This window comes from Micromonospora sp. AB353 (assembly GCF_049538395.1).
In the GTDB taxonomy this organism is placed as follows: Bacteria; Actinomycetota; Actinomycetes; order Mycobacteriales; family Micromonosporaceae; genus Micromonospora; species Micromonospora aurantiaca.
Map to the genome: position 1 here is coordinate 154,826 of NZ_JBMVFV010000002.1, position 19,865 is coordinate 174,690.

A 19,865-nucleotide genomic window follows, 5' to 3' on the forward strand; every position below is an offset into this window, starting at 1 on the left:
AGACACCGCACCATGAGCGAGACAACCACGACGCTGCCGGTGGTCGTCGAGAGCGACGGCCGGGCGCTGACCGACCTGATCGCGGCGCGGCGCGCCGAGCTGCGGGACACCCTCGTCACCAGCGGCGGGCTGCTGTTCCGCGGCTTCGACGTGGGCGGCGTGGACGGCTTCGACCAGGCCGTCCGCGCACTCGCCGGCGAGCCGCTGACCTACACCGAGCGCTCCTCGCCCCGGCACTCCATCAAGGGCCGGGTCTACACCTCGACCGACTACCCGCCGGACGAGGAGATCTTCCTGCACAACGAGAACTCGTACCAGGCGCGCTGGCCGCTGACGCTGTTCTTCTACTGCGTCACGCCGCCGGACAGCCAGGGCGCCACGCCGCTGGCCGACGTGCGCCGGGTGTACGAGCTGATCGACCCGGCGGTCCGCGAGGAGTTCATCCGCCGCCGCTGGATGCTCGTGCGCAACTTCCACGGCGACTTCGGCACCCGCTGGCAGGAGGTGTTCAACACCGAGAGCCGCGCCGAGGTCGAGGCGTACGCGGCGGACAACGGCATCACCGTGGAGTGGGTCGGCAAGGACGGCCTGCGTACCCGCGCGGTCCGCGACGTGGTGCACCACCGGCCCGGCTCGGACACCCCGCGCTGGTTCAACCACGCCACCTTCTTCCACCTCAGCACCCTGCCGACCGACTACCAGGAGGGGCTGCTGGCCATGTTCGGCGCGGACGGGCTGCCGTCGAACACCTACTACGGCGACGGCGGCGAGATCCCCGCCGACGTCATGGACCACCTGCGCGCCGCCTACCGGGCCGCCACCGTCCGCTTCGACTACCAGCGCGACGACGTGCTGGTGGTGGACAACATGACCGCCGCGCACGGCCGGGAACCGTTCACCGGTCCCCGCAAGATCGCCGTGGCGATGGCCGAGCCGTACACCCCCGAGACCGCAGGAGCGAACTGACATGGCCGAACCCCGATTCCTGGTCGTCCGCAACGACGAGGAGCAGTACTCGATCTGGTCGGCCGACCGGGACCTGCCCGCCGGCTGGCACGACACCGGCTTCGCCGGGACGCGCGAGGAGTGCCTGGCCCACGTCGACGAGGTCTGGACCGACATGCGTCCCCGCTCCGTGCGCGAGGCCCTCTCATGAGCACGAGCCAGGAGTGGACCTTCCCGGCCTCGTACGCCCAGGAGCGGGTGTGGATGGCCAACCAGCTCGACGCCGGGTCGCCGGTGTTCAACGTGTCCTTCCCGTGGCTGTTCCCGGCCGACGTGGACGCCGACACGGCCGCCGACGTGGTCAACCGGGTCATCGCCCGGCACGAGGCACTGCGTACCCGCCTGCGGACCGACGACGGCGCGCTGGTGCAGGTCGTACGCGCCCACGAGCCGGCGCCGCTGCCCGTCACCGACATCACCCACCTGCCGGCCGGTGAGCAGCGGGCCGAGTTCGAGCGCATCCGCGGCGAGATGGCCCGCACGCCGATCCCGCTGGACGCGGCGCCGCTGTGGCGGGCCCGGCTGATCCGGATGGAGGAGGGGCTGGCGCTGGCGTTCGTGGTGCACCACGCCGTCTTCGACAGCCACTCGGCGGTGCTGTTCCACGCCGAGCTGGTCGCGTTCTGCGAGGCCGCGCGCACCGGCGCCGAGCCCGCCGTGCCCGAGCTGCCCATCCAGTACGCGGACTTCGCGGTCTGGCAGCGTCAGCAGCTCACCGGTGCGGAACTGGACCGTCAGCTCGCGTTCTGGACCGGTCACCTGGCCGGCGCGCCGCCGGTCACCGGCCTGCCGCTGGACCGGCCCCGCCCGGCCCAGCTCGGCTTCGCCGGTGACGAGGTGCGCTTCACGCTGCCCGACGGGCTGCTGGACCGCGTCGGCGTGCTGGCCACCGGCGCGCAGGCCACGCCGTACATGGTGCTGCTCGCCGGTTTCGCGGCGCTGCTGTCACGGATCTCCGGCGACGCCGACGTGGTGGTCGGCGTCTCCACCGCGGGCCGGGACAACCCGGAGCTGACGCCGCTGATCGGCATGTTCGTCAACCCGGTGGCGCTGCGCTGCGACGTCTCCGGCGACCCGACGTTCGCGGCGTTGCTGGGCCGGGTCCGCAACGGCCTGATCGACGCGATGGAGCACGGGCAGACGCCGTTCCAGAAGATCGTCGAGGCGGTCGACCCGCAGCGTGACCCGTCGGTCCAGCCGATCTTCCAGACCGCGCTGAACTGGATCCCGGACTCCGGTCTCGACCCGGTGGAGCTGGGCACCACCAAGGACGACCTGGCCTTCGACATCACCACCGGCGACTGCCGCCTGGTCTACCGCACCGAGCTGTTCGACCGGGCCACGGCAGAGACGGTGGTCCGCCGCTACGTCCGGCTGCTCGCCGCCGCCGTCGCCGAGCCGGAGCGTACGGTCGGCGCGTTGCCGCTGCTCACCGACACCGAACGGGAGCAGGTGCTCGGCACCTGGAACGACACCGCCCGCGACGTGCCGGTGACCACCGTGGTCGACGAGGTGCAGCGGCAGGCCGCCGCCACCCCGGACGCGGCGGCGCTGGTCTGCGACGGTGTGACGCTGCGCTACGGCGAGCTGAACACCGCCGCGAACCGGCTGGCCCGGCTGCTGGTGGCGCGCGGCGCCGGCCCGGAGACCCGGGTGGCGCTGGCGCTGCCCCGCTCCTGCGACCTGGTCGTGGCGATGCTGGCGGTGCTCAAGGCCGGTGCCGCGTACGTGCCGGTGGACACCGCGTACCCGGCCGGCCGGATCGCGTACCTCCTGGCCGACGCCGCGCCCGCGCTGGTGGTGACCGCGCCGGACACCGCCGCCCTGGTGCCCGGTGACGCGCTGGTGCTCGACGGCGAGATCGGCTCCGACCAGTCCGGCGACGACCTCACCGACGCCGACCGGGTCGCGCCGCTGCGCCCGGAGCACCCGGCGTACGTGCTCTACACCTCCGGCTCCACCGGCCGCCCGAAGGGCGTGGTGGTCGAGCACCGGGCGGTGACCGCGTACCTGGCCTGGGCCCGCGCCACCTACCCGGGGCTGGCCGGGGTGGCGCTGCTGCACTCGCCGGTGTCGTTCGACCTGACCGTGACCGGCCTGCTCGGCACGCTCACCGCCGGCGGCACGGTACGGCTCGCCGCGATCGACGAGCCCGCCGCCCGCGCCGGTGGCCGGCCCGCCTTCCTCAAGGTCACGCCGAGCCACCTGCCGCTGCTCGACGGCGAGCTGTCGCCGACGGCCGACCTGGTGATCGGCGGCGAGGCGCTGACCGGGGAGCAGCTCGCCGCCTGGCGGGCCGCACACCCCGACGTAGCAGTGATCAACGAGTACGGCCCGACGGAGGCCACGGTGGGCTGCGTCGCGGCCCGGATCGCTCCCGGCGAGCCGGTCCCGGCCGGTCCGGTGCCGATCGGCACGCCCACCTGGAACACGCGGGCGCTGCTGCTCGACGGCGCGCTGCGGCCGGTGCCGCCGGGCGTGGTGGGGGAACTGTACGTCACCGGCACCCAGCTCGCGCGCGGCTACCACGACCGGCCCGCCCTGACCGCCGAGCGCTTCCTGCCCTGCCCGTACGGTCCGCCCGGCGCCCGCATGTACGCCACCGGCGACCTGGCCCGCTGGCGTGCCGACGGGACGCTGGACTACCTGGGCCGTCGCGACGACCAGGTCAAGGTGCGCGGCATGCGGATCGAGCTGGGCGAGGTGGAGGCCGCGCTGCTGGCCCACCCGGACGTGCGCGCCGCCGCCGCGGCGGTCCGCACCGACGGCGGCGAGCCGATGCTCGTCGGCTACCTGGTGGGTCCGGCCCACGAGGACTCGGTCCGCGCCGAACTGGCCCGTGAGCTGCCCGCGCACCTGGTGCCGGCCGCCCTGGTCCGGCTGGACGCGCTGCCGCTGACGCCGAACGGCAAGCTGGACCGTGCCGCGCTGCCCGCCCCGGCGACGACCGAGGCGGCGCAGGACAGCTACGTCGCGCCCCGCACCGAGGCCGAGGCCCTGGTCGCCGAGGTGTACGCCGAGATCCTCCGGGTGGAGAAGGTCGGTGCCCACGACGACTTCTTCGCCCTCGGCGGCAACTCGCTGCGCGGCATGCGGGCGATGGCCCGCATCCGCGCCGAGGTGGACGTCGACCTGCCCATGCGGGCGCTGTTCAGCAGCCCCGTGGTGGCGGACCTGGCCGCCCAGATCGAACAGCGGATCGCCGCCGAACTCGACGGGCTCTCCGACACCGAGGTCGCCGCGCTGCTCGCGGCGGAAGAGGGAACCAACTGATGACGGACCTGAAGGATCCGGCCCGCGAGGCGGCCCGGCAGGCGCTGATCGCCAAACGGCTACGCGCCCGCCAGGCCGCCCCCGCGGCCCGGATCACCCCCCGCCCGTCCGGCGCCCAGGTGCCGCTGTCCTACGCCCAGGAGCGGGTCTGGTTCATGGACCAGCTCGCCCCGGGCGAGGCGGCATACCACATCGCGGTTCCGCTGCGGGTACGCGGACCACTCGACGTGGACGCGCTGCGCGCCGCCCTGACCGGGCTCGCGGACCGGCACGAGTCGCAGCGCACCCGCTTCCCGGCCGACGCCGACGGTCGTCCCACAGTGGTCGTCGCGGACACCGCCGACGTGCCGCTGACAGTGGTGGAGGCGTCCGACGAGGCGGCCGCGCAGGCGCTCGTCGACGCGGCGGCGGCCGAGCCGTTCGACCTGGCCAACGGGCCGCTGCTGCGGGCCCTGCTGATCCGGCTCGCCGCCGACGACCACGTGCTGTTCCTGGCCCAGCACCACATCGTCGGCGACGGCTGGTCGGTGGACGTGCTGCTGCGCGACCTGATCACGCTCTACCGGGGCGGCGAGCCGCCCGCCCTGCCGATCCAGTACGGCGACTTCGCCGTCTGGGAGGCCCAGGAGCTGGACGGCCCGCAGGCGCGGGCGCACGTCGACTACTGGAAGCAGCGACTGGCCGGGATCACCCCGCTGGAGCTGCCGCTGGACCGGCCCCGCCCGGCCACCCAGACCTACCGGGGTGACTTCGTCGAGTTCCAGCTCGACCCGGCCGCCACCGAGGCGCTCAACACGCTCACCCGGGACAGCGGCGGCACGCTGTTCATGACGCTGCTCGCCGCGTACCAGGTGCTGCTGGCCCGGCACGCCGGCCAGGACGACTTCGCCATCGGCGCGTCGGTGGCCGGCCGGTCCGCGCCGGAGCTGGAGAACGTGGTCGGCATGTTCATCAACATGCTGCCGCTGCGCGCCGACCTGGCCGACGACCCGACGTTCGCCGAGCTGCTGGAGCGCACCCGCCGTACCGTGCTCGACGGGTTCGAGCACGCCGAGGTGCCGTTCGCCAAGGTGGTCCACGAGCTGGGCCTGCCGCGCGACGTCAGCCGCTCCCCGGTGTTCCAGGCCATGTTCGTGCTGCAGAACTACGAGATGGGCCGGTTCACCGGCGTGTCCCGCACCGACGAGGTCACGTTCTCCTGGACCCCGATGGAGTTGCAGGCCACCCGGTTCGACTTCGAGCTGCACGCGGTGGAGACCGTCGACGGCCTCTGGGGCAAGCTGGTCTTCAACACCGACCTGTTCGACCGGGCCACGGTGGAGCGGATGGCGCAGCGCTGGACCACCTTGCTGGACGCGGTCGTCGCCGCGCCGGACACCCCGGTGTCGCGGCTGCCGCTGCTGCCCGCCGCCGAGCGGGATCTGCTGGCCGCCTGGAACGACACCACCGCCGACTTCCCGCGCGCCGAGACGCTGCACGGCCCGATCGAGGAGCGCGCCGCCGCCACCCCGGACGCGGTCGCGGTCACCATCGACGGGCTCAGCCGCACGTACGCCGAGCTGAACGCGCAGGCCAACCGCGTCGCGCACCGGCTGCGCGCGGCCGGCGTCGGCCCGGAGACCCTGGTCGGGGTCTGCGCGGAGCGGTCGGTGGAGCTGGTCGCCGGCCTGCTCGGCGTGCTCAAGGCCGGCGGCGCGTACCTGCCGCTGGACCCGGAGTACCCGGCCGACCGGCTCGCGTTCATGGTCGGCGACGCGGACGCGCCGGTGGTGCTCGTCCAGTCGCACCTGCGCGACGTGCTGCCCGACACCGGCGCCACCGTGCTCGAACTGGACGACGCCACCGTGTGGAGCGGTCAGCCCGAGTCCGACCCCACGCCGGCCGCCGGGCCGGAGAACCTGGCGTACGTCATCTACACCTCCGGGTCCACCGGCCGCCCGAAGGGCGTGCCGAACACGCACCGGGGCATCGTCAACCGGCTCGACTGGATGCAGAAGACGTACGGCCTCGGCGCCGACGACGCGGTGCTCCAGAAGACCCCGGCGAGCTTCGACGTGTCGGTGTGGGAGTTCTTCTGGCCGCTGCGCACCGGCGCCCGCCTGGTGCTGGCCGAGCCGGGCGGCCACAAGGACGCCGGTTACCTGCGTGACCTGCTGGTGTCCGAGCGGATCACCACCGCCCACTTCGTCCCGTCGATGCTGACCGTCTTCCTCGCCGAGGACGGCGTGGAGGCGGCCACCGCGCTGCGCCGGGTGATCTGTTCCGGCGAGGAGCTGCCACTGGCGTCGGCGGCCGACTTCACCGCAAGGCTGCCCTGGTGCGGCCTGCACAACCTGTACGGCCCGACCGAGGCGGCCATCGACGTGACCGCCTGGGCGTGCGAGCCGGACCGGCTGGCGCAGGTGACAAGCGTGCCGATCGGCGCGCCGATCGCCAACCTGCGGCTGCACGTGCTCGACCCGTCCGGCGCGCAGTGCCCGGTCGGGGTGGCCGGGGAGCTGCACATCGGCGGTGTCGGGCTGGCCCGCGGCTACCACCGCCGACCGGCGCTGACCGCGGAGAAGTTCGTCCCCGACCCGTTCTCCGTCGAGCCGGGTGCCCGCCTCTACCGCACCGGTGACCTGGCCCGCTGGGTCGTCGGCCCGGACGGCGCCGGGGTGATCGAGTTCCTCGGCCGCATCGACCACCAGGTCAAGCTGCGTGGTCTGCGCATCGAGCTGGGCGAGATCGAGAGCGCGCTGCGCGAGCAGCCGGGCGTCACCGAGGCCACGGTGATCGTCCGCGAGGACAGCCCGGGCGACAAGCGGCTCACCGCGTACCTGGTGGGGGAGGCCGAGCACGCCGCGCTGAAGGCGGCGCTGAAGGACACGCTGCCCGAATACATGGTGCCGGCCGCGTTCGTCACGCTCGACGCGCTGCCGCTGACCCCGAACGGCAAGCTGGACCGCAAGGCGCTACCAGCGCCGGTGGTCACCCGCGAGGCGTCGGTGGCGCTCGTCGAGCCGCGTGACGACACCGAGCGGGCGCTCGCCGCGATCTGGTCCGAGGTGCTGGGCGTGGACACGCTCGGCATCGACGACGACTTCTTCGACCTGGGCGGGCACTCGATGCTCGCCACCCAGGTGGTCGCGAAGATCCGCAAGGCGGAGCTCGGCGGCCGGGCGGTCGGCGTGATGGACCTGTTCCAGCAGCGCACCATCCGGGACCTCGCCGCGTTCATCTCCGGTGACGCCACGCAGGAGGGGCCGCGCCGGCTGCTCTACGAGCTGACCAAGCCGATCCCGGCGGGCAGGCGGGTGCTGACGTACGTCTGCGTCCCGTACGGCGGCGGCAGCGCCATCGTCTACCAGCCGCTGGCCGACGCGCTGCCGGCCGGGTACGGGCTGTGGTCGCTGGCGATCCCCGGCCACGACGTGGGTCTGAGCGAGGACGCGCTGCCGTTCGACGAGCTGACCAGCCGAGTCGCCGACGAGATCCTGGAGCGGGTCGAGGGACCGATCGCCCTGTACGGCCACTGCGGCGTGGGCAGCGCCATCCTCGCCGACGTGGCCCGCAAGGTCGAGGCGGCCGGCCGGAACCTGGAGGCCGTCTACATCGGCGCCATGTTCCCGTTCGCCCGCCCGAAGGGCGTGATCGCGGCGCTCCGCGACCGCCTCGAGCGGCTCAGCAGCAACAGGCACTCCGCGAGCTGGCTCAAGTCGATGGGTGTGGACACCGACGAGCTGGACCCGGAGCAGGCCGACCGGATCATCAGCAACATGCGGGCCGACTCCCGCGCCTCGGAGGAGTACTTCACCCGGCTGCTGGACCAGCAGGCGGCGAAGCTCCGGACGCCGATCATCTCGGTGGTCGGCTCCGAGGACCCGGTGACCGACTACTACCGCGAGCGGTACGCCGAGTGGCAGTTCCTCAGCGACACGCTCGGCCTCGTCGTCCTCGACCAGGCCGGGCACTTCTTCCTCAAGTACCGGGCCGAGGAACTGGCCGAGATCGTCACACAGGTGCACCCGGCGGTGGTCGCCGGTGACGTCAGCGCGCTGACGCCGGAGGCCCGGGGCGAGGACGCCGGCTGGGTGGTGGCCGACACGCTGCGGGTGGGGGAGGACCGCAAGCCCACCAAGACGGTCAAGCCGAGCATGGGCCGGTTCATGGCCATCACGACCGGCCAGCTCATCTCCAGCACCGGTTCCGCGCTGACCGCGTTCGCGCTGCCGATCTGGCTGTTCAACCGCACCGGCTCGGTGGCGAACCTCGGCCTGCTCTGGGCGCTGGCGCTGATCTGCGGCGTGCTCATGCTGCCGGTGGCCGGCGCCCTGGTCGACCGGGTCAGCCGGCGGCGGATCATGATGACGGCGAGCTGCTTCGCCGGGTCCGTCCAGCTCGTGCTGGCGACGCTGCTGTGGACCGACAACCTGGTGCTCTGGCACATCTACATGCTGGTGGCGCTGAGTTCGGTGGCCGGTTCGTTCCAGCGGATCGCGTTCCAGTCGGCGGTGCCGCAGCTGGTGCCCAAGCGCTACCTCGGGCACGCCATGGGCATCACCCAGCTCTCCACCGGTGTGGCCACGCTGCTCATGCCGGCGTTCGCGGCCGGCCTGCTCGCCACCATCGAGCTCAAGGGCATCCTGCTGGTCGACGTGGCCAGCTACGTGTTCGCGGTGCTCACCCTCGCCGTGGTCCGCTTCCCGGACGCGCTGGGCTGGCGGCCCCGGGAACGCCTGCTGGTGGCCATCGCCAACGGCATGCGCTACTCGTGGCGGCACCGCGGGTTCCGGCTGATGCTCGGCTACTTCGCGCTGGGCAACATCTTCCTGGCGCCCGCGCTGGTGCTCATCACGCCGCTGGTGCTGTCGTTCGGCAGCCCGACCCAGGTGGCGCAGGTGGCGCTGGCCGAGGCGGTCGGCGCGGTGCTCGGCGGCGTGCTCATGTCGCTGTGGGGCGGCCCGCGCAAGCGCCGCATGATCGGCGTGCTGATCGGCAACCTGGGCACCGCGATCGGCTGCGTGCTGATCGGCCTGGACGCGTCGGTGGCGATGATCTGCGTCGGCTTCTGCTGGCTGGCCATGTCGATGACCACCGCGCAGTCGATCTACGCGACGATCGTCCAGGTGAAGGTGCCGCAGCGCTTCCACGGCCGGGTGTTCAGCCTGAACCAGACCATCTCCTGGTCGACGCTGCCGATCGGGTTCGCGCTGCTCGCGCCGGGCGCCACCGCGCTGTTCGAGCCGATGCTCGCACCCGGTGGGGCGCTCGCCGGTTCGGTGGGCGCGGTGATCGGCACCGGACCGGGGCGGGGCATCGGTTTCGCGTACATCTGCTTCGGCGCGGCGCTGATCCTCATCACGCTCGGCGGTTTCGCGATCCGGCTGCTGCGCCGGTTCGACCTGGAGGTGGAGGACTCCCTGCCGGACGATCTGATCGGTGCCCAGGAGCGCGAGAAGCGCCTGGCCGCCAAGGCCGAGAAGAAGGAACTCGCCTCGGTCTGACCCCGCCTACCCTCCGGTTGATCAAGGAGTTCGTGTCCGTTCCGGGCCTTCCGACCGGCACGAACTCCTTGATCGCCGGGGCTAGCATCGGTGCGATGAGCGAGGACGTCACCGACGCGCTGCTGCGGGAGATGGGGCGCCTCGATCCGTGCGCCGCCGTGGTCGAGGCCGGTGAGCAGGACGTCGACGGGCTCACCGACTACAGCCCGGACGGTCACCAGGCCCGCGCCGACCTCGCCGCCCGCGCCCTGCGCCGGATCGAGGCGCTTCCCGCCACGACCCCGCTGCACGAACACCTCGCCGAACGGCTGCGCGCCCGGATCGCCTTCCACGACGCCGGGGAGAACCTGCGGGAACTACACGCCGCGGCCACCGGCCCGCTCCAGCTCATCCGGCAGTGCGTCGAGTCGGCGGTGCCGGGCCGCGACGCCGGGCGCGCGGCCTCCGAGGACGGCTGGGCCCGCGTCGGCGCGCGCCAGGCCGCGATCCCGGCCACACTCGACGGGTACGCCCGGAGCCTGCTGCTCGCCGCCGCGCGCGGTCACCTGCCGGCCCGGCGTCAGGTGGAGCTGGTGACGCGGCGCTGCCGCACCTGGCTCGACGACGACCTCGCCCTGGTGCGGCGGTACGGCGACGGCCCGCAGCGCGCCTCGTTGCAGGCGGCGGCGCAGGGCGCGCGGGAGGCGTACCGGAGGTTCGCCGCGACGCTCACCGCGGACCTGGCGCCCCGGGCGCACGACGACGAGGCGTTCGGTCCACAGCGGTACGCCCTGTGGGTGCGGGCCTTCCTCGGCGCGGAACCGGACCTGCGCGAGCTGTACGCGTGGGGCTGGGACGAGTTCACCGCCATCGAGGCGGAACTGGCCGCCGAGGCGAGAACCCTCGGCGGCACCGTGCCCGAGGTGCGGGAACGGCTCGACCGCCCCGACGCGCCGGGCGTGCTGCGCGGCCGGGACGAGTTCGCCGGCTGGCTCCAGGAGCTGCTGGAGGCCACCACCGAGCGGATGCACGGCGTCCACTTCGACATCCCCGCGCCGCTACGGCGCATCGAGTCACGGGTCACCACGTCGGGCGGCACCGCCTACATCGCGCCGTCGCGGGACCTGACCCGGCCGGGCCGGGTCTCGTGGCTGCTGCCCGACGGGCAGGAGCACTTCTCCACCTGGTGGGCGTACAGCACCGCGTACCACGAGGGCGTCCCCGGCCACCACCTGCACCTCGGCTCGGAGGCGTGCCGGGGCGGCCCCGGGCAGCGGCTGAACCTGCTCGGCGGGCTCTCCGCCGCCCAGGAGGGCTGGGCCCTGTACGCCGAGCGGTTCATGGACGAACTCGGACTCTACGAGCAGCCGGGCGCCCGGCTGGGACACCTGTTCATGCAGCTGCTGCGGGCGGCCCGGGTGGTGCTCGACATCGGCCTGCACCTGAAGCTGCCGACGCCCTCCGGCGGCGGCGAGCCGTGGACGCCGGACGCCGCGCTGGAGCTGCTGCGCGACCGCTGCCACCAGGGCCCGTACGCGCCACTGGAACTGGCCCGCTACCTGGGCCGGCCCGGGCAGGCGCTGACCTACAAGGTGGGGGAGCGGGTGTGGCGGGACGGCCGCGCGGCGTTCCCCGGCGACCGGCGCGCGTTCCACAACCGGGCGTTGGAACTCGGCTCGTTGGGCCTGGACCAGCTCAGCAGCGCGCTCGCCGCCTACCCGGCCTCGCCGGCGGGCAGTTCCTCCGGGTCGGCCACCCAGGCGGAGTAGACGGGCAGCGCGTGCCACGGGCCGCCGGCCGGGTCGGTGGTCACCGCGACCACCGCGTACGGGTGACCGAACCGCAGCTCGGCGACGCGCGCGATCCCCTCCGGCGGTAGCGCCGTCGCCCGGCCGAACGCGGTCACCGCGGCCGCCTCGAAGCCGTAGCGACCGAACCTGGCCACCGCCGACTGCGCGGCGGCGAACTCCGGCCCGGCCAGGCCCAGCAGTTCGCCGAGCGCCCGCGCCGCCGCGTCGAAGCCGAACCCGGGCGCGGTCAGGTCGTGCCGGCTGCGCGCCGACCAGCACGGCAGCACCGCAGTGGCGCGTTCCTCCCGGCCGTCTGCGGCGTACGTGCGGGTCGGCTCCTCCCGCAGCGCCCACAGCGGCGTCTCGCCCAGCGGCAGGTCGAACAGCGACCGGCAGCCCGGCATGGAGTCCGGGACGAGCGCGGCGGCGCTCGCCAGCTCCTGCGCGGCGGCCAGCACGTCGGTCGCCGGCACCTCGGGCGCGGCGGCCACCGACACCACGAGCATCCCCGCGCCGTCGTCGCCGGTGCGGGCCGGCACCGCGTGCACCGCCACGTCACCGGCCCGGTCGGTGGCCGCCACCCAGCAACGGTGCCCGACCGGCGGCGTCCGCAGCACCCGGTTCAGCCGGCCGGACCAGGCGCTGCCCGCGCCCAGCTCCGTACCCGGGGCGGTGTCGAACGGGTCGGCCCACGACACCCGGGTCGCGAGCGCGCTGGCCAGGATCAGCAGGGTGTCCGGGGCGACGTCGACCGGGAAGCGGTCGATCAGCCCGCCGGTACGCTCCCGGGCCCAGGCGTCCAGCGCCGCCTGGTCGGGCAGCGGACCGCGTTCGGTGTCCTCCGGCAGGGCGGCCCGCCACGCGGCCAGCTCGGCGGCCGGGGTGCGTTCCCACAGCGCGGTGGCGGCGGCGACCATCGGGTGCGGCGCGGCGAGCAGTGCCCGGGCCTCGGCGGCGGCGTCGTCCGGGTCGGCGTCGAGCGCCTCGGCGAGCGCCGCGCGGGCGTCGCCGGTGGCGGCCGGGCCGGTCAGCGCCAGCAGCAGCCAGGCGCCCAGCGGCGAGGCGACATGGTGGGTGTCACCGGCGGCGCGGTGCAGCCGCTCGGCGTAACGGGCCAGGGGTGCGCGCAGTGGAGTCACGGCTCCACTCTGCCCGCCGGCGCGCTCCCCGGCACGCCCCGCGTCAGGACCACAGTTCGAACGGCTCGTCGATCTCCGTCCCGGCCAGGAACGCGGGCAGCAGTTCCGGCAGCCGCCCGGGATAGCAGCGCGGCCGCCTCGCGAGCACCTCGGCCAGCGGCCACCAGCGGAACCCGAAGTAGTCCTCCACCTCGTAGTCCAGCCGCAGCGCCCCGTCCACGTCCGGCCCCGGGCCGGGCAGCCGTACCGTCACGATGACCTCGTCCTGGAGGTGGCGGCGCTGCCGGTGCCGGAAGCTGGCCCGCCGCCGCCAGGTGGGAGCGCCCACCTCGTCCGGGCCGATGGCGATGCCGGTCTCCTCGCGCAGTTCGCGGACCGCCGCCTCCCGGTACGTCTCGCCCGGGTCCAGCCCGCCGCCGGGTAGCTCCCACCACACGCCGAGGTCCGGGTGGTCCGGGTCGCGGGTGTGGAACAGCAGCAGGCGGTCGGCGGCGTCGAGCACCACCAGCCGCACCGCGCTGCGCTCGAACAGCGGCAGATCGTCCGGCAACTCCACGCCCCCAGCGTAAGGAAGGGCCCCCTATTAACGCCTCCGGTAGTAGAGGGGCCCCTTATTAACATCGCGGAGCGGCGCGGCGCGCGGCGCGACGATGGCGAGCCCGGCGCGGCACCGCTCCCGCTCAGCCGGCGTCGACGACGCGCGCCACCTCGGCCGGCAGCGGGTACGGCCGCTCCACCGGCAGCAGCGCCGCCGCCCCGGCCTCGTCGCCGTCGGTGAGCCGACCGTGCACCGACCGGGCCAGCCCGGTGACGTCGGTGAGCCCGACCACCCACTCGTCGACGTACCGGCGTACCGCGTCACCGGCAAGCCCGACCTGCAGCGAGCGGTACGGCAGCGGCGCCAGCCGCAGCGAGCGTTCCGGGTCCCACTGCACCCGCACCGGGCTGACCCGCAGGCGGTGCCGCCAGGCGTCCCGGTCCGGGTGCAGGCGTGGGTCGTAGCTGCTGAGGCAGGCGTGCCGCAGGGCCCACTCGAAGCCGGACCGGCTGATGTCGACCGCCAGCACCCGTTCCTGGCCCGGCTTGAGCGCCCAGCCGCAGCGGTACATCATCCAGCGGAACGACGGCTTGATCCAGGTCATCCGCTCCCGCTTGAACGGCGGCACGAACCGCCCCGCCCGCAGCGCCGCGTCGGCGATCTCCGGCGGGTACGCCTGGTAGACGGTGACGGCGGTGCCGGTGTACGTGGCGCGGATCTGGTGGCGGGGCACTGTCACCGGGGCATGATGGCACCGCGTACCCGCTCCGGCGACCCGATTCCGGGCCCGGCGCCCCGGCCGATAGGCTGCCCGCCGTGGCAGGTCTGTTGAGGAACGTGGCGTCGAAGCTGGGCCGGATCACCCGGGGCGTACCCGCCCCCGCCCGCCCCGGCGGGCCGATCCCGGCGCAGGTCGCGCGCCGCCGCCAGGTCAGCGCGTTGCAGCGCCGCGAGCTGTCGTACGCCCCGGAGCCGGACGGGCAGGCCGACCCGGGCGAGATCGTCTGGACCTGGGTGCCGTACGAGGACGACCCGCGTCAGGGCAAGGACCGTCCGGTGCTGGTGGTGGGCCGGCACAGCCGCACGCTGTTCGGCCTGATGTTGTCCAGCCAGAGCGACCGGGACGGTCAGCGGCACTGGCTGGCGCTCGGCCCGGGGGAGTGGGACCGGGACGCGCGGCCGAGCTGGGTACGCCTGGACCGGGTGCTCACCATGCGCGAGGACAGCATCCGCCGCGAGGGCGCGGTGCTGGACCGGCCCCGGTTCGACCGGGTCGGGCAGGCGTTGCGCGCCGGCTACGGCTGGCGCTGACCCACCAGACAGAGCCGCCCCGGCACCCGCAACGAGTCGGCGGACAAGACGGGCCGGGACGAGCCGCTCAGCACTCCGCGACGAGCTGGCGGGTCGGGCGGGACGCGCCGAGCGTCTTCGCCTCGTACATGGCCGCGTCGGCGCGGCAGAGCGCGTCGGTGAGCTGGGTGGGGCAGTGCACCGGCGCCAGTCCGACCGAGGCGGTGACCTGGATGCTGCGCGCACCGAGCGGGATCGGCGCGGCGAGCGCCTCGCAGAGCCGCCGGGTGGCGTGCTCGATCCACCGGCGGTCCGGCGTGGGGCTGGCGAGCAGTCCGGCGAACTCGTCGCCGCCGAGCCGGGCGACCAGGTTGGGGCCGGCGAACGCGGCGAGCCGCTGCGCGACGCAGACCAGCACCTGGTCCCCGGCTGCGTGCCCGTAGCGGTCGTTCACCTGCTTGAAGTTGTCCAGGTCGAGCACGACCGCGACGAGCGGCTGGCCGGCGGGGTCGGTGAGCAGGGCGGCGGCCAGCCGGAAGAACGCGCGGCGGTTGGGCAGCCCGGTGAGCGGGTCGTGGCTGGCGGCGTGCCGCTCGGCGGCCAGCTCGGCCTGGAGCAGCTCGATCTCGGCTTCGGCGCGCAGCGCGCGGCGGCGTAACTGCCAGGCGGAGACGAGTGCGCCAGCCGCGGAGATGCCGGAGGCGATGGTCATCGGATCCGCCAACGCGTCCTCCTCACCGCAGTCCCGAAGCCGCGCGGAGCGGCGTCCCCGGGGCCGGGTTCAGGTCACCGTACGTGAGCGAACCGGCACACCGTATTTCGAGTATCATCCTCTCCGTCCATTGCAGATGCAATAGCAGATGCACGTGCATCTCACTCCTCAGTCGACAGACGTCGCCACCCACCGCTCCTCCCCGCGGCCTCGGCTGGCTCATCCCGAAGGACGCCCATGCAGCAACCCCCGAACGGCGTGCCCGTGACCGAGTTGCCACCGATGCGCTGGCTGAAGAGCCGCCGCAGCAACCCCAGCGGCAACTGCGTCGAACTGGCCGAGCTGCCCGACGGCGGCGGCATCGCGGTCCGCAACTCGCGGCACCCGGAGGGCCCGGCGCTCATCTACACAGTGGACGAGATCGCGGCCTTCGTGCTCGGCGCGCGGGACGGCGACTTCGACCACCTGATCCCGCCGTCCCGTACACGGGACTGACTCCGTCCGTCCGGAGGAGTTCACCTCACTGTCGGTTCATGGCATGCTTACTCGTCGGTCCGGGAGGGTGCCCGGCCGGGACGGTCGGGATGCGAGGGCGGTCAGGTGGCGACGGTGCCCGTCGAGGGTGGTCCGACAAGCGGTCCGACAGTGCTGCGCATGCTGCTCGGCGGGCAGCTGCGCCGGCTGCGGGAGAGTGCCGGGGTCAGCCGGGAGACCGCCGGCTGGGAGATCCGCTCGTCGGAGTCGAAGATCAGCCGGATGGAGCTGGGCCGGGTCGGCTTCAAGGAGCGCGACGTGGCCGACCTGCTCACGCTCTACGGCGTCACCGCCCCGGAGGACCGCGACGCGCTGCTCAAGCTGGCCCGCGACGCGAACAGCCCGGGCTGGTGGCACCGCTACGGCGACGTGCTCCCCGCCTGGTTCCAGTCGTACCTGGGCCTGGAGGCGGCCGCCGCGCTGATCCGCACGTACGAGGTGCAGTTCGTGCCCGGCCTGCTGCAGACCGCCGCGTACGCCCGCCAGGTGATCCTGCTCGGCCACCGCGGCGCGTCCGCGGCGGAGCTGGACCGGCGGGTGGAGCTGCGGATGCAGCGCAAGGAACTGCTGCGGCGGCCGAACCCGCCGCAGCTGTGGGCGGTGCTCGACGAGGCGGTGCTGCGCCGCCCGATCGGCGGCGCCGCGGTGATGCGCGAGCAGATGGACGCGCTGATCGAGGCCACGTCCGGGCCGCACGTGCGGTTGCAGATCGTTCCGTTCGCCGCCGGCGGGCACGCCGCGGCCAGCGGCGCGTTCAGCATCCTGCGCTTCGGTGACGCCGACCTGCCCGACATCGTCTACATCGAGCAGCTCACCAGCGCCATCTACCTGGACAAACGCGACGACCTCGACTTCTACGCCGAGGCGATGGAACGGTTGTGCGTGGAGGCCGCGCCGCCGGAGCGGACCCCGGAGCTGCTGGCCCGGCTGCGCGACGAGCTCTACCCGGCCTGACCGGCGCGGCGGCGGGCAGTAGCATGACCGCCAACCGGAGACAGTGGACGGTGGCACGCGAGTCGTGGAGGCGGCCTTGACCAGCGACGCACCAGGTACGGCACCCGAGTCGGGCCGGATCGACACCACGGTGGCGCATCCCGCCCGCCGGTACAACTACTGGCTCGGCGGGAAGGACAACTTCCAGGCCGACCGTGACTCCGGCGACGCGATGGCCGCGCGGTTCCCGACCATCCGGATCAGCGCTCTGGAGAACCGGCGGTTCCTGCGCCGCGCCGTGCGCCACCTGGCCGGCGAGGCGGGCATCCGGCAGTTCCTGGACATCGGCACCGGCATCCCGACCGCCGACAACACGCACGAGGTGGCGCAGGCGACCGACCCGCGCGCCCGGGTGGTCTACGTCGACAACGACCCGATCGTGCTGGCCCACGCCCGCGCGCTGCTGACCAGCTCCGCCGAGGGCGCCACCGCCTACCTCGACGCGGACCTGCGCGACCCGGAGCGCATCCTCGCCCACCCCGATCTGCGCCGCACGCTGGACTTCTCCCAGCCGGTGGCGTTGATGCTGCTGGCGGTGCTGCACTTCGTGCCCGACGGCGAGAACCCGTACGCGATCGTCGGCCGCCTGCTGGACGCCCTGCCCGCCGGCAGCTACCTGGCGGCCTCGCACGCCACCCACGACTACCTGCCGGCCGAGGTGGCCGCCGAGGCGAAGGCGGCGGCCCGCGGCGGCGGCCCGCACGGTGTGATCAACCTGCGCAGCCGGGAGGAGGTCGTGCGCTTCTTCGACGGCCTGGAGCTGGTCGAGCCGGGCATCTGCTCGGTCGCCGAGTGGCACGCCGACGGCGAGCCCGAACCGCGCCCGTCGGTGATCGACGTCAGCATGTACGGCGGGGTCGCCCGCAAGCCCTGACTCCGGGCTCCGGGCCGGGCGGTTGACGGGCACGGGGACCGGACGGGCAGACTGGAGGCATCATGTCGCCGTTCACGCCCGCCCTGCGCCTGCACGACCGGTACGTCCTGCGCGAACGCATCGGCCTCGGCGGGATGTCCGAGGTGTGGCGCGCCGACGACGAGGTCCTGCACCGGCCCGTCGCGGTCAAGGCCCTCGCCGGGCAGCTCGCCGCCGATCCGCAACTGCGCGCGGTCATCCAGCGCGAGGCCCGCGCGGCGGCGCGGCTCACCCACCCGCACGTGACCCAGGTGTACGACTACGGCGAGGCGACGCTGGACCGCGGCGTCGTCGTCCCGTACCTGGTGATGGAGCTGGTGGAGGGTCAGACGCTCGCCGACCGGCTGAACGGCGGGCCGCTGGCCTGGCCGGACGCGGTCCGCACGGCCGGGCAGGTCGCCGGGGCGCTGGCCGCGGCGCACCGGATCGGCGTGGTGCACCGCGACGTCAAGCCGGCGAACGTGATGCTCACCGAGACCGGCGCGAAGGTGCTCGACTTCGGCATCGCCGCGCCCGCCGGCCCGCACCCGGTCACCGGGCAGACCGGCGCGCTGCTGATGGGCACCCCGGCCTACTTCGCCCCGGAACGTCTCGACCCGGGCCCGGCGAACCCGGCCGGCGACGTGTACGCGCTCGGCGTGCTGCTGTATCGCAGCCTCACCGGCCGGGCACCGCTGCCGGTGCGCAGCTGGGACGACGTGCTGGACGTGCGGCGCAACCGGCCGCCGGTGCCGCCGCTGCGGGTGCCCGGTCTGCCGCCGGAGATCGCCGACCTGGTGCTGGCCTGCCTTGACGTGGACCCGGAGCGGCGGCCCACAGCGGCCCGGCTCGCCGACCGGCTCGGCGCGGGCCGCCCGGTGGACCCGCCGACCGCGATCCTGCCCACAGTGGCGCCGGCGGCGCACCCGCCCACCCTGGTCGAGCGGTCCCCGGCCGCCGCGTCCCGCCCGGTCCCGCCGGCACGTCCCGTCGCGCCGCCGCGCCCGGCGGTCTCGTCGAACCGGCTGCTCGGGCTGCTCGTCGCCGGTGCCCTGGTGCTGCTGCTCGCGGTGGTGGGCTCGCTGGTGTGGGGTGACGGCTCCGGCACGCCGCCGGCCGCCGCGCCCACCGCCGGCACGTCGACGCGCGCCGCCGAGCCGCCCGCCCCGGAGCCCAGCAGTGCCGCGCCGCCGTCGACGGTGCCCGAGCCGGTGACGCTGCGTCAGCTCGGCGACCGTTTCGGTGAGCTGATCGACCGGGCCGAGTCGATCGGGCTGGTCGACGGCAAGACTGCCGACGATCTGCGCAAGAAGGCCGCCGAGCTGGACCGGGGCAAGCCGAAGGACCGGGGCAAGCGGGTCGAGGACCTGCGCGAGAAGATCGACGACGCGGCCGAGGACGAGAAGATCGACCCGGTCACCGCCACCGCGCTGCGCAAGCTGCTCGACGGTTACGAGCGGCTGCGCGGCGGCGCCGACGAGGGCTGACCGTGTCAGCGCAGCGTGGCGGCGACCACCTCGCCGACGCCCGTACCGGCGCGGACCACCGGCTCACCGGCCGGTGACCAGATCCCGGAACCACCCGCCGCGCGCGCGTACCCGCCTCCGGTCGAGCCGGCGAAACTCGCCGTGACCACCCACACGCCGTGCGCGGCGGCGACCCGGCGGGCGCGTTCGTCCGGCACCGCCGCGTCGTCCGCCGACTCGAGCACGCCGGCCAGGTAGGCGTCCGCGCCCAGCGCCACCGTCGCCGCCGCGTGCTCCGGCGTGCCGGTGTCCTTGCACACCGCAAGCCCCAGCCGCCAGCCGTCCACATCGAGCACCGTCGGCTCCCGGCCCGGTCGCATGTGCCGCGGCTCCGCGCCACCCAGGCACATCTTCCGGTACGCCACCCGCACGCCCTTGGCGTCGACCGCGAGCACCCCGATGTGCGGTCCGGGCACCGGCGCGCCGGCCAGCGCCAGCGTCCCGGTCTCGGCGCAGGCCGCCCGCAGCGGCGCGAGCCGGGGATCGTCCGGGTCCAGCGGCGCGGCGGTCAGCTCGTACCCGGTCAGCGACATCTCCGGGAAGACCACCACGCGGGCCCCGGCGGCGCGCACCGCGTCGGCGTGCCGGGCGGCGTTGCCCTCGACGTCGTGGGAGCGGGTCAGCGGCTGGGCGACGGCGATCCGCAGCGGCGTACGCATGGCGTACACGATAATGGTTTCCATGACGCGTGGTCGTCCGCGGCTTCGC

Annotated in this window: 15 protein-coding genes; 10 read left to right on the forward strand and 5 right to left on the reverse strand. The window is 74.2% G+C overall.

Annotated elements, in window-relative coordinates:
* Nucleotides 1–12: 12 nt before the first annotated feature.
* The 5 genes from ACPCK6_RS01870 (at nt 13) to ACPCK6_RS01890 (ending at nt 11,512) form a co-directional block, all read left to right on the forward strand.
* Nucleotides 13–966: a TauD/TfdA family dioxygenase gene (locus ACPCK6_RS01870; RefSeq protein ID WP_396881655.1), complete on the forward strand. Its 954-nt coding sequence runs from the start codon at nt 13–15 to the stop codon at nt 964–966.
* 1 nt (nt 967) lies between these two features.
* Nucleotides 968–1,156: an MbtH family protein gene (locus ACPCK6_RS01875; RefSeq protein ID WP_135239827.1), complete on the forward strand. Its 189-nt coding sequence runs from the start codon at nt 968–970 to the stop codon at nt 1,154–1,156.
* Nucleotides 1,153–4,278, forward strand: a complete 3,126-nt coding sequence (locus ACPCK6_RS01880; RefSeq protein WP_423480158.1) for a non-ribosomal peptide synthetase — start codon at nt 1,153–1,155, stop codon at nt 4,276–4,278. The genes ACPCK6_RS01875 and ACPCK6_RS01880 overlap by 4 nt, the downstream gene beginning before the upstream one ends.
* Nucleotides 4,278–9,764, forward strand: coding sequence for a non-ribosomal peptide synthetase/MFS transporter (locus ACPCK6_RS01885; protein WP_423480159.1), 5,487 nt, complete (start codon nt 4,278–4,280; stop codon nt 9,762–9,764). Before ACPCK6_RS01880 ends, ACPCK6_RS01885 begins: the two co-directional genes overlap by 1 nt.
* 95 nt (nt 9,765–9,859) lie before the next feature.
* The gene (locus ACPCK6_RS01890) at nt 9,860–11,512 is read left to right on the forward strand and encodes a DUF885 domain-containing protein (RefSeq protein WP_423480160.1); all 1,653 of its coding nucleotides are present in this window, start codon (nt 9,860–9,862) and stop codon (nt 11,510–11,512) included.
* Here the strand turns inward: ACPCK6_RS01890 and ACPCK6_RS01895 are convergent.
* The 3 genes from ACPCK6_RS01895 to ACPCK6_RS01905 form a co-directional block, all read right to left on the reverse strand.
* Nucleotides 11,458–12,672 carry a hypothetical protein gene (locus tag ACPCK6_RS01895; protein ID WP_423480161.1) on the reverse strand — a complete coding sequence of 405 codons (1,215 nt, stop codon included), beginning with the start codon at nt 12,670–12,672 and terminating at the stop codon, nt 11,458–11,460. The genes ACPCK6_RS01890 and ACPCK6_RS01895 overlap by 55 nt on opposite strands.
* A 43-nt stretch (nt 12,673–12,715) precedes the next feature.
* Entirely contained in the window at nt 12,716–13,228 is a 513-nt protein-coding gene (locus ACPCK6_RS01900; RefSeq protein ID WP_396881660.1) for an NUDIX hydrolase, read from the reverse strand.
* Between the two features lie 124 nt (nt 13,229–13,352).
* The gene (locus ACPCK6_RS01905; RefSeq protein ID WP_423480162.1) at nt 13,353–13,949 is read right to left on the reverse strand and encodes a DUF4291 domain-containing protein; all 597 of its coding nucleotides are present in this window, start codon (nt 13,947–13,949) and stop codon (nt 13,353–13,355) included.
* Between the two features lie 77 nt (nt 13,950–14,026).
* Here ACPCK6_RS01905 and ACPCK6_RS01910 point away from each other — a divergent pair, with 77 nt between their 5' ends.
* Nucleotides 14,027–14,521, forward strand: coding sequence for a type II toxin-antitoxin system PemK/MazF family toxin (locus ACPCK6_RS01910; RefSeq protein ID WP_396881662.1), 495 nt, complete (start codon nt 14,027–14,029; stop codon nt 14,519–14,521).
* A 67-nt stretch (nt 14,522–14,588) separates the two neighbouring features.
* Here the strand turns inward: ACPCK6_RS01910 and ACPCK6_RS01915 are convergent, their stop codons facing one another.
* Nucleotides 14,589–15,224: a GGDEF domain-containing protein gene (locus tag ACPCK6_RS01915; RefSeq protein ID WP_423480163.1), complete on the reverse strand. Its 636-nt coding sequence runs from the start codon at nt 15,222–15,224 to the stop codon at nt 14,589–14,591.
* A 225-nt stretch (nt 15,225–15,449) separates the two neighbouring features.
* On the opposite strand from ACPCK6_RS01915, the gene ACPCK6_RS01920 reads away from it, so the two are divergent.
* From ACPCK6_RS01920 to ACPCK6_RS01935, 4 genes are all read left to right on the forward strand, one after another.
* Nucleotides 15,450–15,707: a DUF397 domain-containing protein gene (locus ACPCK6_RS01920; RefSeq protein WP_135239836.1), complete on the forward strand. Its 258-nt coding sequence runs from the start codon at nt 15,450–15,452 to the stop codon at nt 15,705–15,707.
* A gap of 105 nt (nt 15,708–15,812) precedes the next feature.
* The gene (locus ACPCK6_RS01925) at nt 15,813–16,700 is read left to right on the forward strand and encodes a Sco1979 family transcriptional regulator (RefSeq protein WP_194801709.1); all 888 of its coding nucleotides are present in this window, start codon (nt 15,813–15,815) and stop codon (nt 16,698–16,700) included.
* Between the two features lie 76 nt (nt 16,701–16,776).
* Nucleotides 16,777–17,613, forward strand: coding sequence for an SAM-dependent methyltransferase (locus tag ACPCK6_RS01930; protein ID WP_396881665.1), 837 nt, complete (start codon nt 16,777–16,779; stop codon nt 17,611–17,613).
* Nucleotides 17,614–17,675: 62 nt separating this feature from the next.
* Nucleotides 17,676–19,118, forward strand: a complete 1,443-nt coding sequence (locus tag ACPCK6_RS01935) for a serine/threonine-protein kinase (RefSeq protein WP_396881666.1) — start codon at nt 17,676–17,678, stop codon at nt 19,116–19,118.
* A gap of 5 nt (nt 19,119–19,123) precedes the next feature.
* Here the strand turns inward: ACPCK6_RS01935 and ACPCK6_RS01940 are convergent, their stop codons facing one another.
* The gene (locus tag ACPCK6_RS01940; RefSeq protein ID WP_396881667.1) at nt 19,124–19,816 is read right to left on the reverse strand and encodes a carbon-nitrogen hydrolase family protein; all 693 of its coding nucleotides are present in this window, start codon (nt 19,814–19,816) and stop codon (nt 19,124–19,126) included.
* Nucleotides 19,817–19,865 lie beyond the last annotated feature (49 nt).

What these genes read in the sequence shown, in the direction of transcription:
- ACPCK6_RS01885 (WP_423480159.1), top strand. Translation starts at nt 4,278, where the DNA reads ATGACGGACCTGAAGGATCCGGCCCGCGAGGCGGCCCGGCAGGCGCTG.
- ACPCK6_RS01870 (WP_396881655.1), top strand. Translation starts at nt 13, where the DNA reads ATGAGCGAGACAACCACGACGCTGCCGGTGGTCGTCGAGAGCGACGGC.
- ACPCK6_RS01935 (WP_396881666.1), top strand. Translation starts at nt 17,676, where the DNA reads ATGTCGCCGTTCACGCCCGCCCTGCGCCTGCACGACCGGTACGTCCTG.
- ACPCK6_RS01880 (WP_423480158.1), top strand. Translation starts at nt 1,153, where the DNA reads ATGAGCACGAGCCAGGAGTGGACCTTCCCGGCCTCGTACGCCCAGGAG.
- ACPCK6_RS01940 (WP_396881667.1), bottom strand. Translation starts at nt 19,816, where the DNA reads ATGCGTACGCCGCTGCGGATCGCCGTCGCCCAGCCGCTGACCCGCTCC.
- ACPCK6_RS01875 (WP_135239827.1), top strand. Translation starts at nt 968, where the DNA reads ATGGCCGAACCCCGATTCCTGGTCGTCCGCAACGACGAGGAGCAGTAC.
- ACPCK6_RS01890 (WP_423480160.1), top strand. Translation starts at nt 9,860, where the DNA reads ATGAGCGAGGACGTCACCGACGCGCTGCTGCGGGAGATGGGGCGCCTC.
- ACPCK6_RS01920 (WP_135239836.1), top strand. Translation starts at nt 15,450, where the DNA reads ATGCAGCAACCCCCGAACGGCGTGCCCGTGACCGAGTTGCCACCGATG.